The 13,976-nt window shown below is 69.3% G+C and carries 8 protein-coding genes; 4 read left to right on the top strand and 4 right to left on the bottom strand.

Annotated features, from left to right (window positions below; translation table 11 throughout):
* Positions 1 to 40: 40 nt before the first annotated feature.
* Positions 41 to 1,678 carry an IS200/IS605 family accessory protein TnpB-related protein gene (locus tag ACFWDI_RS24625; protein WP_385306871.1) on the bottom strand — a complete coding sequence of 546 codons (1,638 nt, stop codon included), beginning with the start codon at positions 1,676 to 1,678 and terminating at the stop codon, positions 41 to 43.
* Positions 1,671 to 2,246 carry an IS607 family transposase gene (locus ACFWDI_RS24620; protein WP_385306869.1) on the bottom strand — a complete coding sequence of 192 codons (576 nt, stop codon included), beginning with the start codon at positions 2,244 to 2,246 and terminating at the stop codon, positions 1,671 to 1,673. Before ACFWDI_RS24620 ends, ACFWDI_RS24625 begins: the two co-directional genes overlap by 8 nt.
* A gap of 107 nt (positions 2,247 to 2,353) precedes the next feature.
* Here ACFWDI_RS24620 and ACFWDI_RS24615 point away from each other — a divergent pair, with 107 nt between their 5' ends.
* Positions 2,354 to 3,049: a CPBP family intramembrane glutamic endopeptidase gene (locus ACFWDI_RS24615; RefSeq protein WP_385306867.1), complete on the top strand. Its 696-nt coding sequence runs from the start codon at positions 2,354 to 2,356 to the stop codon at positions 3,047 to 3,049.
* Positions 3,046 to 3,384: a hypothetical protein gene (locus tag ACFWDI_RS24610; protein WP_385306865.1), complete on the top strand. Its 339-nt coding sequence runs from the start codon at positions 3,046 to 3,048 to the stop codon at positions 3,382 to 3,384. The genes ACFWDI_RS24615 and ACFWDI_RS24610 overlap by 4 nt, the downstream gene beginning before the upstream one ends.
* Before the next feature lie 55 nt (positions 3,385 to 3,439).
* Here the strand turns inward: ACFWDI_RS24610 and ACFWDI_RS24605 are convergent, their stop codons facing one another.
* Positions 3,440 to 5,071, bottom strand: coding sequence for an FAD-binding oxidoreductase (locus tag ACFWDI_RS24605; RefSeq protein ID WP_385306863.1), 1,632 nt, complete (start codon positions 5,069 to 5,071; stop codon positions 3,440 to 3,442).
* 60 nt (positions 5,072 to 5,131) lie between these two features.
* On the opposite strand from ACFWDI_RS24605, the gene ACFWDI_RS24600 reads away from it, so the two are divergent.
* Entirely contained in the window at positions 5,132 to 5,821 is a 690-nt protein-coding gene (locus tag ACFWDI_RS24600; protein ID WP_385306861.1) for a TetR/AcrR family transcriptional regulator, read from the top strand.
* 263 nt (positions 5,822 to 6,084) lie between these two features.
* Here ACFWDI_RS24600 and ACFWDI_RS24595 read toward each other — a convergent pair whose 3' ends face one another.
* Entirely contained in the window at positions 6,085 to 6,882 is a 798-nt protein-coding gene (locus tag ACFWDI_RS24595) for an N-formylglutamate amidohydrolase (protein ID WP_385306859.1), read from the bottom strand.
* An 831-nt stretch (positions 6,883 to 7,713) separates the two neighbouring features.
* Between ACFWDI_RS24595 and ACFWDI_RS24590 the strand changes: the two genes are divergently transcribed.
* The gene (locus ACFWDI_RS24590) at positions 7,714 to 13,974 is read left to right on the top strand and encodes a protein kinase (protein ID WP_385306921.1); all 6,261 of its coding nucleotides are present in this window, start codon (positions 7,714 to 7,716) and stop codon (positions 13,972 to 13,974) included.
* The last annotated feature ends 2 nt before the right edge of the window (positions 13,975 to 13,976 follow it).

Here is a 13,976-nt window from a genome sequence, read left to right as displayed (position 1 = left end):
GCTGTGGTCTGCTGAGCGGCGAGTTGCGGGGAGACCGTTCCTAGCCAGTGTGCGTAAGTGAGTCTTGGACCCACTGCTGCGAACTGGGCGCATCCCGAACGGTGTTGGATGCATTGGGTCTCCGCTTTCTCGTCCCGTTCGGCGACGTACCTCCAGGGGTGCGGTCCGTGGCGGGTGGGCGGTTTCCGTCCCGCCCTCGGGTCTGCGGTCGGGCCTGGACGGTCCGATGCCCCGCGGCATCGCTCTGGTGTTGCGGGGGCGGTGTCGTCCGTCGCCTGATCGGATGTCCGAGGGCGCGTCGCCCGATCGCGATGCCGGCGGCATCGTGACGGGTCGTCCTACGTTCTGGGGTGGTCAGCGGTTTCTGCCAGTGCTGGCCGCTCCAGCGGGAGGTATAGGCCGGGTCGACCGCGACGATCGCGAGGCCCTGCTCGGTGGCCATGGAGATGAGCCGGGCTTTGAGTTTCGCGGTGGGGAAGCGGGAGAGCAGCCGCCGAAACCGCTTGTTCCGGCCGTGCTTCTCCCGGGTCTTGGCCTGCGTGAAGTCCAGGTCCTCGATCGCGATGGCCTGGACGCCGACCCGCTTGGCCCAGTGGAGCAGGCGGGTCAAGGCGTGGCGGATCTGCGCGTCGCGGTGATCGGCCGTCCTCGAGAGGTCGTAGAAGAAGCGGTGGGGTTCACCTACCGGGTTGCCGTGGGTGTCGAGCTGCCAGGCGGCGAGGTGATCGTCATTGGTGTCGACACCGATACAACCGGAGGACAGCGCGGCGTCGAGCGGGATCGTCTGGAGGAGTGGGCGCTGCCACGAGGCGGTCACATACCAGCGGTCGCGGCCGACGTCGTGATGGATGCGGTACGCAACGGCACGGTTCGCGACGATGCGGTCGGCCCACTCCTGCCCCCGGTGCTTGAACGCGACGGTGCAGGCGAGGATGTACCTGCCATGTTCGGCGTTGGCCAGGTGGGCAAGCGGCACGGGCAGTCTGATGGCGATCTCGCCGTGCGGGGTGATGCGGATCGTTTCGTTCCCGAACCGCTTCCCCGACTCCCCGTCCGCCGACAAGAACATGCGCTCGGCTCCCCAGCGGTCCCGCCACTCCTCGGCGGTGAGATTGGCCTTCTCCAGGTTGTGGCGGGTGTTGAGCAGTCGCTTACCGCCCCGTACTACGCGTACGCGCCCGGCCTGCCAGTCCGCGAGCGCGGCAGCATGCCGGGCCTGAAGAGCGGCCAGGCGCCGGGACTTGTGAAACCACTCGCCTTTGGACCGGTAGCCACCCGGAGCCTGCTTGGATCCGCGCTCCCCCAAGGGCAGGGACAGTCGGTGTTGCAGCGTCTTGATTCCGGCTTCCAGGCTGTGGATGCAAGCGGCGAGGCAGCGGCGGGCGAGCGCCCACTGATCATGCGTGCTCTTGGTGACCGATCCGGCCCACCGTGACGAAGACACCGCCGTCAGGCCCCGTTTGCGGGCCGCCCACGTCTCACTGTCGTGTTCAAGGCCGTCTGCGCATCGGGCCTTGAGGTCGCGGGACGCGAGCGTGCCCATATGCTCGCCCACCAGCCGCAGGACGTTCTCGTCCTGGAGGGTCAGGCTCCGCAGGCGGTCGCGTACCGCTACACCGGACGGCCCCGGGGCCACAAACGACGGAGCGATCGTGCGCAGCTTCTTCGGCTCAGCCACGCTCAGCCGCCTCAACTGCCTTCTGCGCCCGGTTCTTCGCCGACCTCCGCCCGTACAGGCGGGCACAGAAGGAGGTCAGCACCTCGACCATGTCGCGCACCAGATCGTCTTCCACTTCCCCGTCATCCAGCACGACGAGCCGGCGGCCATGGGCGCACAGTGCGGCCTCGACCAGTTCGGTATTCACCCTGCCGAGCCGGTCCTTGTGCTCCACCACCACGGTCGTCACATCCGGATCGGCCAGCAGCCTACGGGCCTTCGTGCGACCACCGTTCATGCCGGAACCGACCTCGGATTCCACCCGCACCACCCGATGACCGGCCTTGGCCGCCCACCGCGACAGCCGCGCGACCTGGCGCTCCAGGTCCGCCTTCTGGCCGTGCGAAGAGACGCGGGCATACAGACCGACACCACCGACCACGTCCGGCGCGGTATTGGCCTCGACATTCACCAGAATCGTGCGCAGCCCGACCCGCTCAGCCGGAACCGGCAAAATACCCTCGCGGAACCAGCGATACGCAGTCTGCGGATGCACACCCTGCGCCTGCGCCCACTCCTTGAGGTTCATGCACCCGACCGTAACAACACTCACCAAAGTGCACTATCACTCACAAGAGTGAGCTAACGAACCAGTAGCCCACAACCCCCTGGGGGATCGGGCATTCTGGCGTGACCATGCGGATGCTCATTCTGGCCGTGGTGGTGCTCGCGGCCGCGAATACGCTCGTCAACCGGCTCGGGCCCGAGCTGTACGTCCCTGTCTGCGTGACCACCGCCGCCGCGCTCGTGCTGATCGCCCGGCGGGCCGGGATCACATGGGACGAGCTGGGGCTCGGCCGTGCGTCGGCGCGGAGAGGCCTGCGCTGGGGACTGGTCCTGGCCGGAGCCGTCGTTCTGATCTATCTGGTGGCACTTGCCCTGCCGTTCACCCGTGAGGCATTCCAGGACGAGCGCGCCGCGGAACTGTCGGGCGGGCAGCTGGTGTACCGCGTGCTGGTGCGGGTGCCGTTCGGGACCGTGCTGCTGGAGGAGATCGCGTTCCGGGGAGTGCTGTGGGCCATGATGCGGAGACGGTGGGGCGCCGCCTGGGCCACCGCCGTCTCCTCGGGGCTCTTCGGGCTGTGGCACATTCAGCCGTCCCGCGGGCTCACACGCTCGAACGCGGCAGTGGAAGCGGTCTTCGGTACGGGCGGGACCGGGGTCGCGCTGTCGGTGGCCGCGGCGGTCGCCGGCACCGCCCTCGCGGGTGTGGTGTTCTGCGAGCTGCGCCGCCGGCCGGGCAGCCTGATCCCGCCGGTGGCGCTGCACTGCGCCCTCAACAGCGCCGGTTACGCCCTGGCGTGGGCGGTCGGCCGCTGGTGGGGCGAGTGACTCGAGCGTGCGGCGGAAGGCAGGAGTTCCGCCGCGCGGCGAAGTCGGCGGCCGACCGGCGGGCCGGGTTCCGTGCCGCTCGGATCCGGCTGCCCGGGGCCGTGTCGCTCGACAGCCGCTGGGCGACGTGGATCGGGATCACCGACAGCAGCATGAGCGCGGCGGCAACGACATGCCTGCTCGGCAGCGGACATGCGGGACTGGCCGCCGATGTCGCGTGCGCGCATGGGATTCGGCCGGGCGGCGCTGTCCGTATGCTCGCTGTCCGCACGCTCGTCGTCGCCCGGGTTCGAACCACCCTCCCGGCCGTCGCCGCGGCGCCGGCCGCACGCTGAACTCCCGCGAACGCCCCTGTCAGCCGGCAACAGGGAACTCTCGCGAATGCCCCTGTCAGCCGGCAACCGCCGGATCGAAAAGCACGCCCGGGTTGAGAATTCCGGCTGGGTCGAGCGACTGCTTCACGGCCCGGAGGGCGTGGGCGAACGGCTCAGGACGCTGGCGGTCGTAGCCCGGCCGGTGGTCGCGGCCGACCGCGTGATGGTGGGTGACGGTCGCGCCGTGGTCGGTGAGGATCCGCATCGCCGCGGACTTGATCTCGTCCCACATCGCGACTTCCTCGCCGCGCCGCCCCGGCGCGATCACGGTGAAGTACGGCGCGGGCCCGTCCGGGTAGACATGGGTGAAACGGCAGTTGATCGTGCCGGCGGCGCCCGTCACCTCCCGTACGACGTCTCCCAGGTCCCTGCGCACCGACTCGTACAGTCCCGGTGCGCGGTCCCAGGTGCAGGCCGTCTCGAACGTCTCGGTGATCACGCTCATCCGGGCAAGCGCGTCACGGAGGTACGGCATCCGCAGGAACGCCGAGCGCCAGGTGCCGGCGGCGGAGTCTTCGGCGTCGGTGGCAGCCGGAGCGGGTGAGCCGCCGTGGTCACGGGCCAGGGTGACGAGTTCGGCGAGGCGCTCGCCGACGGGCGAATGGGCCGACTCCACACCGAGGACGAGCACGCTCTCGCCGTCCCGCGCGACACCTGCCAGAGTGGCCTCCCCGGGGTCGAGCAGCCGGCAGTTGGCCGGGTGCAGGCCCGACTGCGCGATGGCGCGTACGGCGTTCATCGCGGCGTGGACGTCACTGAACGGCACCGTGGCCGACGTCTTGTGACGCGGGCGGTCCTGGAGCCGCATCCAGGCCTCGGTGATAACGCCGAGCGTGCCCTCGGACCCCAGGAACATCCGGTCGGGGGAGGGGCCCGCTCCCGAACCTGGCAGCCGCAGCGATTCGTTGACTCCGACGGGCGTCACCACGCGCAGCGACTCCACCAGGTCGTCGATGTGGGTGTAGAGCGTGGCGTAGTGCCCGCCGGCACGGGTGGCCAGCCAGCCGCCCAGGGTGGAGAACTCGAAGCTCTGCGGGAAGTGGCGCAGGGTGAGTCCGTGCGGCCGCAGTTGCGCTTCGAGGTCGGGGCCCAGGGCGCCGGCCTGGATCCGGGCGGCCCGGCTGACAGGGTCGATCTCCAGTACGCGGCCCAGGGACGAGAGGTCCAGTGACACCACACCGCGGTGCCGGTCCGCGCGGTACTCGACCCCGCCGACGACCGAACTGCCCGCTCCGTACGGCACGACGGCGACGTCCGCGTCCGCCGCCCAGTCGAGGACATCGATCACATCCTGCTCGGTGCGTGGGTGGGCGACCTGGTCGGGTGCGGCCGAGAGGTCTCCGTTCAGGGCCCGGACCACATCGCGGTACGCCTTGCCGTAGGTGTGCGATGCCCGGTCCCGTGGAGCGGCCGACATCAGAGGGGCGAGCGCGGAGGGCGGCTCGATGCGCACCTTGGGCAGTTCGAGGGCGGAGATGTCCGGCACCGGCAGTGGGGTGGCCGCCGAGCCCGGGACCAGCCCGCCGAGTGCGGTGCATTCGGTGTCGGGCAGTGCTTTGTCCGCGGTACCCCACCCCCACCAGGAGCGGTTCCGCGAGGAGTTGGAGTGGGACACGGGCGGAGTCACGGGCGAAGTGCTGTCGACCACGTGTATTGACCTCTCGGTAATTTACCCCTTGGTAAGTTACCGCAACGTATAGTCTCTGCCATGACCACTGCAAGAGCCTCGGCCGCACCTGATCCGGCAGACTCCGTCGCGTCCGCCGGTGGCGGTGCGCCAGAAACCCGGGGCCGGAGCCGCGGCGCGGGGACCAAGGGTGTCCCGCGCGCCCGCCGCGAGGAACAGATCGTGTCCGCGGCCCTGGAGGAGTTCGGCAGGCACGGCCACGCCGCGGCGTCGATGGCCGCGATCGCCCGGCGCGTCGGCGTCACCAAGCCGATGCTGTACACGTACTTCGGCTCCAAGGACGGCCTCTACGCGGCCTGTCTCGAACACATCGGCCACCGCCTCCTCGCGGCGATCAACGCGGCCATGGCGTCGAGCCCGTCGGGGGACCGGCTGCCCCACGCGGTCCTCACCGCGGTCTTCGAAACGCTGGAGGAACAGCGGCACGCCTGGTTCGTGCTGTACGACCGGACCCTGCCACCCGGCTCCGAACCGTGGCGCGCCGCCCACCGCCACCGCGCGGCCATCGACGACCTGGCGGCCTCCGGCACCGCCGCGCTGCTGCGCGGCCACGGCAATGACGACGCCCTCGACGCGGACGCCCTCAAGCATGTGTGGACGGGCACGGTCAGCGCCCTCGTCGGCTGGTGGGTGTCCCACCCCGACCTGTCCGCGCACGACATGAGCGCACGGTGTGCCCGTCTGCTCTCCGCCATCCGCGACGGAGCCTGAGACTGCGGGCAGGCGGTCGCCGGGCAGGGGGGCGCGGTCGCTGACAGCACCACCCCCATTGCCGTGGCTCCAGAGCTGGGTGGGACGGACGGGCAGCCGCCGCCTCCTGCTCACCGCGCAGCAGCACGTGGGCGGCCGTGCACCACGCCATGGTGACGAACGGCGCGACAGTACCTTCGGCGGCCCTGCTGAAGGGCCCGCAGGACGAACTGGCGGTGTGGGCGGCGGGACGGACGTGGTCCTGACTCGGACCAGGTTCCGACTCAGGCCGACAGCGCGTCGACCAGACCCGCCAGCGAGGCGGCGAGGGAGATGAGTCCGGGGCCCGCCGCCCCGCCCGGTTCCGACATGTACGTGTCCCGCCGGATCTCGATCATCAGGGCGCTCACGCGCGGGTCCTTGCCGTAGCACTTCAGCGGCACATACGTCCCGGCGAAGGGGCTATAGACCCCCGTACCGCCGAAGTAGGCGAACACCTCCTCCGCGTGGGCGAGCAGCTCCTCAGGGGTGTGGAAGTCGTCCGTACCCAGGCAGACCGGCGGCCGCGGGCCATCGCCGTGCAGCTCGTACGGCAGGCGCTCGGTCGGATACGAGTGGACGTCGATGACGACGGCACGGCCGACAGCCTCCAGCCGCGCGCCGACCGCAGCGGCCATCGCCTCCGAGTAGGGATGGAAGTAACGGTCGATCAGCGGCCGGGGGTCCGCGCCCGGCGGGCGGAGTCGCTCGCGATGCGTGGTCTGCATATAGACCGCGCCCATGCCGACGGCCAGCATCTCCTCGCGCTCGTCGGGAAACCGCTCAGGGTCGATCACCAGGCGCGAAAGCCCGTTGACGAACCGCCACGGCGCGATCCGAGCCGCCTCCACGGCGGCTGCGGCGATCTCCGCAGTGTGTGAGTCGGTGATGTGGTCGAGCTCCAGCTCGAGTGCGCGGTCGTCCAGCTCGATGCCGTCGCGCACCGACTCGGGTATGACCCTCGAGCTGTGCGGGACATGAAGGATCACCGGCGAGCCGGCGGCGCCGGGAAGGAGCTGGAAGGACTGGGGTGCGTGGTTCATATCTCTCTGCCCTAGTTGCGAAGACACCAGCGGCGCACAGTGCACCGTCCTGTTCATGCGCGTTGTTCATGAGCGTCGGCTACCCGCGCAGCAGTACTTGTCGGGAGACCTGAGCAGCCGCCGGGGGGCACGGTCTCTCCCTCGTATCCAAGGGCACCTCACATCAGGCGCTTGCTCGATTGACGATGACGATGCCGAGACGGTCGAGATCCAAGGTCCCCTTGTGAGCAGTCGGACTGATCTCGAGTGGAGGGCCGTCCACACGGATGAGCAGACCTCTCCGTTTGTGTTGTTTCTGTGCGTGGCCGTACAACCTTCTTCACTTCTCGCGTGTCGGTAGTGGTTGAGAACTGAACAATTGGGGGTCTCCAGTCGCAGTACCAGCCGAGTTGCTCCGAGGCAAGCCGCGCCCGCGGTTTGTCATCCAGCTCGAGGCTCGCCGTCTCCGCTTCCAAGGTTGGGAGTGGTGTGACACCGTGGTCGCCGCTCGCTGGAGGTTGCGACACGGGCAGCGAGTGAGGCCTTGAGGTTGAATGCCGTCCGACTTTCACGCGACGACCGTGTTCCGAATGTGGAGTGGGGGACCCCGCTCCGCAACGGTAGGTTACGCTTGGTCTGTTGACGATGTAAACGCTCAACTGCCCTGATTCTGGGGCCAGTTCTCGTGTACGCTCTGCGAGTCGGGTTGCCCCTGCTGTGATTACGGCAAAGGCGGCCGCCGAGGTGAGTCCTGATCAGGACCGTGCGGGGAGTGCGCAGGAGGGAATGCCAGTGGATCTCGAGACGGTCGCAGGGAGATTCCGGCTTCGGGGGCCGATCGACTCCGGAAACATGGGGGAGGTCCACCGGGCCGAGGATCTACAGGCGCCTGAGAGAACGGCCGACCGCCTGGTCGCCGTCAAGTTGATCCTGCGTCACCGGTCCGGTGCTCTCGTTGACACCCGGGCCGATGCGAAGGCCGTGGAGCGGTTCGCCCGCGAGGTGCGCATCATGCGGCGGCTCGATCACGCAAACCTCACCCGCATCGTCGACGGCGGCGTGGACGCCACCCAGGAAGGCGGCTTGCCCTATCTCGCGATGGAGCTCCTCGACGGCGACACCCTGGGCGACCTCATTGACGAGGAGCGGCAGCTGCCCCTGACCTGGGCCGCGGCCATCGGAGCCCAGATCGCAGACGGCCTCTCCCATGCCCACATCGCGGGCGTCATCCACCGGGACCTCAAGCCCCGCAACGTCATGCTCACCCGCGGTGGCGTCGTCAAGGTCCTCGACTTCGGTATGGGACGGATAGCCGACGACCCGGACGAGGCCCGGCTGACCAGCACCGGCGTTGCTGTCGGCACGGCCCGCTACATGGCGCCCGAGCAGTTCAAGGCCGGGCTCGTCACACAGGCCGCCGATCTCTACGCGCTCGGCTGCGTGCTGTACGAGATGCTGACCGGCGTCCCTCCCTTTGTCGGTGACGGAGCGTACGAACTCGGCGAGAAGCACGTCCACGACGCCCCGACCCCCGTACGCCTGATCCGTCAGGAGATCCCGCAGGAGCTGGCACGGCTTGTCGACCGGCTGCTGGCCAAGGACCCGGCGGACCGCCCGGCCGACGCCGTCACAGTCCGCGACGCGCTGCTGCCGCTCGCCGAGCTCGAGGGCGAGGCGTCGGAGCTCGTAACGTGGGCCGCCCTCGATCCCGTACGGGGCCTCAGGAACCTCCGGGCAGAGGGGCCGATCGCCTCCGCGGTCGTCGAACCCGCGCGGTCCGCCGAAACCACCGGCTCGCGCCGCGCTGCCGCCCCCGGCATGGACGTCTTCAACGTCCACCGCACCCTTATCAAGGACTACCGCTCTTTCACCGAGGGCGGCACCGTCATCCGTGACGAGCTGATCAGGGCGTTCGTCGAGAAGGACCTGAACAACAAGTCCCAGTGGCCCGACCCCTGGCTGTCCCTCAACCCCTTCTTCGCCGGCGGCGGCACCGTCCTCGAACTGGCCGGCCAGAAGGTCCTGCACGACGAGTGTGCCCGGATCTTCCAGGCGAAGAAGACCGAGGGAGGCACCGTCTGTGACGGCCGCCCGCTCACCCTGCACCAGCATCAGCGCGAAGCCGTCGACGCTGCCAAGTCCGGAGCTTCGTACGTGCTGACGACCGGCACCGGATCCGGCAAGTCGCTCGCCTACATGGTCCCGATCGTCGACAAGGTGCTCAAAGAGCGCGATGAGGAGGGCCCGAAGGCCGAGAAGCGTGTGCGGGCGATCATCGTCTACCCGATGAACGCCCTGGCCAACAGCCAGCTCAAGGAGCTGGAGAAGTATCTGCGCGACGGATACGGCGAGGGCCGCGAGCCCGTCACCTTCGCCCGCTACACCGGCCAGGAGGACGACGCGCGCCGCAAGGAGATCCGCGACAACCCGCCGGACATCCTGCTCACCAACTACGTGATGCTCGAACTGATGCTGACGCGCCCCGCGGACCGCGCCAGCCTCATCAAGATGGCCCGGGGCCTCGAGTTCCTCGTCTTCGACGAGCTCCACACCTACCGCGGCCGCCAGGGCGCCGATGTCGCCCTGCTCATCCGCCGCGTCCGTGAAGCCTGCCAGGCACAGGATCTGCAGTGCATTGGCACTTCGGCGACCATGTCCACCGAAGGCACTCCGGACAACCAGAAGAAAGTCGTGGCGGAGGTCGCCACGACTCTCTTCGGTACACGGGTCCGTCCCGAACACGTCATAGGCGAGACCCTGGTCCGCGCCACCGACCCGGCGCCCGACACGGTCGCTGCCGAGCGCCTCACGGCCGCTGCCGCCCCGCGCGCGTACGCCGACCTTGTCCGCGACCCGCTGGCCCGCTGGATCGAGACCCGCTTCGGCCTCGCCACCGACGAGGGGACCGGCCGTCTGATCCGTCAACAGCCCGCGAAGATCGAGATCGCGGCGAAGGAGCTCGCCGACCAGTCCGGCGTCGACGAGGAAGGCTGCATCGCGGCGATCCGGGCCACCCTGGAGGCCGGCTCGCAGGCTCGCCACCCGGTCACCGAACGCCCCCTGTTCGCATTCCGCCTCCATCAGTTCCTCTCCAAGGGCGACACCGTCTACGTCACCCTCGAGGACAAGAGTTCCCGTCATCTCACCCGCGCCTACCAGCTCGAACAGCCCGGCAGCAGCGGCAAGTTGTTGATGCCGCTCGCCTTCTGCCGCGAGTGCGGGCAGGAGTACCTGACGGTCTGGCGTGACGAGAAGAACGGCGAGGTGCGGTACGAGGCGCGCCGCGACACCAACGCGACCGGTGGCCGCCAGGGCGACGGATACCTCTACATCGACCACGACCGCCCGTGGCCGCTCAATCCTCAGTACGCCGTCGACGACCGCCGGCTGCCCGAGTCGTGGCTGGAGCTGGACGACAAGGGCCAGGAAGTGGTCAAGAAGGCCTACCGCGACCGTGTGCCGCGGGCTGTCACCGTCGACCCGCTCGGTTACGAGGGGCGTGGCGAGCTGCAGGCGGCGTTCATCCCCTCGCCGTTCCTGTTCTGCCTGCACTGCGGCGTCGCCTACGAGCAGACCCGCGGCAAGGACTTCGCCAAGCTGGCCACGCTCGACCAGGAAGGCCGCTCCTCGGCGACCTCCCTGATCTCCGCCTCCGTCGTCCGCTCTCTGAAGTCCGTTCCTGAGGAGGCCCTCGACAAGGAGGCGCGCAAGCTCCTCACGTTCGTCGACAACCGCCAGGACGCCTCCCTCCAGGCAGGTCACTTCAACGACTTCGTCCAGATCACCCAGCTCCGCGGTGCCTTGTACCGGGCAGCCCTGGACGCCGGCGAGGACGGCCTGCACCACGAGGAGCTTGCCTCTTCCGTCGCGAACGCGATTGCACTCGACCCGGCCGACTACACGGGCGAGAGTGACCTGCCGCCCGCGCTCGCCCGCAACGCCGCACGGACCCTGCGCGACGTGATGGCCTTCCGGCTCTACCTGGACCTGGAGCGCGGCTGGCGCATCACCATGCCCAACCTGGAGCAGACTGGGCTGCTGGAGATCGACTACGAGGACCTGGCCTGGGTCGCCGACACGCAGGACCGCTGGGCGGGCACCCACCAGGCGCTGCGGGAGGCCGACCCCGCCCTGCGCGCCGAGGTGATGAAGGCGCTGCTCAACGAGATGCGACGTGGCCTCGCCATCGACGTCTCCTACTTCCGCGACGACTTCGACTCGCTCCAGCGGGCGAGCGAGGAGCGACTCATCGACCCATGGGTTCTCTCCGCCTCGGACAAGCCGAAGGCCGGCACCGCCTATCCCCACCCGTCCCGCCCCGGCATGGACCGGGCGAGCCTGTTCCTCTCTGCCCGAGGCAAGTTCGGCAAATACCTGAAGCGCACCGACAAGGCGTTCAAGGACCTCGACAACGAAGACCTCCAGCTGGTCATCGAGGAACTGCTGAAGGTCTTGACCAAGGCCGGCCTGGTGAAGGAGGTTTCCGAGGCCCCGCAGCGCGCCGGCCGCTTCCGCAGGCCGGCCGGCCCCGCCGCCATCGGGTACCGGGTTGCCGCTCAGTCCCTCATCTGGCGTGCGGGCAAGGGCGAGACGGGCGCACACGACCCGCTGACCCGTACGTACCAGAGCGGCGACGGGCCGCGCGTCAACAGCTTCTTCCACGGGCTGTACAAGGACGCGGCCGGCGAGCTGGCCGGCCTGTTCGCCCGAGAGCACACCGCTCAGGTGTCGCCCCAGGAGCGCGAACAGCGCGAAGAGGCCTTCCGTAAGGCTGAGTTGAAGCTGTTGTACTGTTCGCCGACGATGGAGCTGGGCGTCGACATCTCCTCCCTCAACGCGGTGATGATGCGCAACGTCCCGCCCACGCCCGCCAACTACGCCCAGCGCAGCGGCCGCGCGGGCCGTAGTGGCCAGCCCGCTCTCGTCACCACGTACTGTGCGACGGGCAACAGCCACGACCAGTACTACTTCCGCCGCTCCGAGCGCATGGTCGCGGGCGCCGTCGCCCCACCGCGCCTGGACCTCGCCAACGAGGACCTGGTCCTCTCCCACCTGCAGGGCATCTGGATCGCGGAGGCCGGACTCAAGCTGGGCCGCGCCATCCCGGAGGTTCTCGATGTCTCGTACCCGGAGACCGGCGACCGGCCCCGGCCCGAGCTGAAGCTGCTGCCGGACATCCACTCCGCGTCGCTCGATTCCGACGCGCAGCGGCGCACCGTCGACGCCTCTCTGCGCGTGCTCGCGCCGTTGTTCCCGCTGTTCGCGGAGACCACCTGGTGGTACGACGACTGGATCCAGGACCGGGTGCGGACCGTGCCGACGCGGTTCGACGACGCCTTCGACCGCTGGCGCGACCTGTTCAAGGCCGCCCTCGACGACCAGTACATCCAGAACAAGCGTCGCCTCGACTACAGCCTGACCGAGGGCGACCGCATCCGCGCCAACGGACGCCGCCGTGAGGCCGAGACCCAGCTGAACCTGCTGATGAACGAGAGCGCCGACAGCAAGTCCGTGCTCTCCGACTTCAACCCCTACCGCTATCTCGCCTCCGAGGGCTTCCTGCCCGGGTACTCCTTCCCGCGCCTCCCCCTGGCCGCATACATCCCCACGGTCGGTCGGCGCCGCGGCGACGGCGACTACCTTCAGCGCCCCCGCTTCCTCGCCATCCGCGAGTTCGGTCCCGCCGCGCTGATCTACCACGAGGGCGCCCGCTATCAGGTGACCCGAATCCAGCTGCCGCCGGACGCCTCGGGCGACCTCGCCACGACGGAGTCCCGCCGCTGCTCCCACTGTGGATACCACCACGACCCGAAGGAGCGCGCCGACCGCTGCGAGATGTGCTCCGAGCCGTTGGGTTCGGCGACGTACGGCCTGTTCCACCTGCACACCGTGTACACGACCCGCCGTGAGCGGATCTCCTCCGACGAGGAGGAGCGCCGCCGCGCCGGGTTCCGGCTTGAGACGTCGTACCGCTTCCAGGACCACGGTGCCCGCAAGGGCCGCCAGGACGCGAAGGTGTCCGACGCGTCCGGAGAGCAGATCGCGGAGGTGGCGTACGGCGACTCCGCGACCGTCCGTATCACCAACACTGGGCGTGTGCGGGCCAAGAAGGACGAACCGGCCGGCTACTGGCTCGACCTCGCCGACGGCCGCTGGATGAACGACCGCGACGCCGCCGAGGCGTCCGGCGACTCCAGCGAGATGCCGGTCATCGACGCCGACGGCAACGAGCGCCGCCGCAAGAAGCGCGTCATCCCGTTCGTCGAGGACCGCCGCAACATCCTCGTCGTCACGCTCGACGAGCCGTTGCCCGAACCGATCGCGCTCTCGCTGATGTACGCAATGGAGCGGGGTATCGAGGCCGCCTTCGAGCTGGAGGACTCCGAGCTCAGCAGCGAACTCCTCCCGCCGGACGACGGCCCGCGCAACCGCATCCTGTTCACCGAGGCCGCGGAGGGTGGCGCGGGTGTGCTCCGCCGCCTGCAGTCGGAGAAGGACGCCCTCGCGAAGGCGGCAATCAAGGCGCTCGAGATCTGCCACTTCGACGCCGACGGCAACGACCTGGGCGGCCCGCACCCCGATCGGCCGTGCGCGCTGGGCTGCTACGAGTGCCTGCTGACGTACGGCAACCAGCTCAACCACGCCTCCATCAACCGCCACACCGTGCGCGAGCTGCTGCTGCGCCTCGCCTCGGCGACGGCGAAGCGGGACAAGCGTGGGGAGTCGCGGACGGAGCAGTTCAAGCGGCTGCTGAACCAGGCTCCCGGCACACCGACCGCCGGCGAAGCCGCAGTGGAGGCCGTGGTCGGGGAGGCGGTCGCCCAGGACAACCTCCTGAACTGGCTCAAGGCGAAGGGCCTGCGCCTGCCCGACGACGGCGAGACGCTGATCACCGAGGCGAACGCCCAGGCCGACTACGTCTACCGGCTGCCCAATGTCAACCTCGCCGTCTTCGTCGACCTTCCCGGCACCGAGACGACGGCCCTGCGCGACGAGGACGCCGAGGAGCGGCTGCTCGACGCCCGCTGGGACTTCATCCGATTCCCGCACGACGCCGACTGGGACACCATCGCCGCCGAGCACCCCCGATACTTCGGCTCCGTCGCCAACTGACG

This window comes from Streptomyces sp. NPDC060064 (assembly GCF_042736455.1).
Lineage (GTDB): Bacteria > Actinomycetota > Actinomycetes > Streptomycetales > Streptomycetaceae > Streptomyces.
This window is presented reverse-complemented; position numbering and strand designations above follow the sequence as displayed.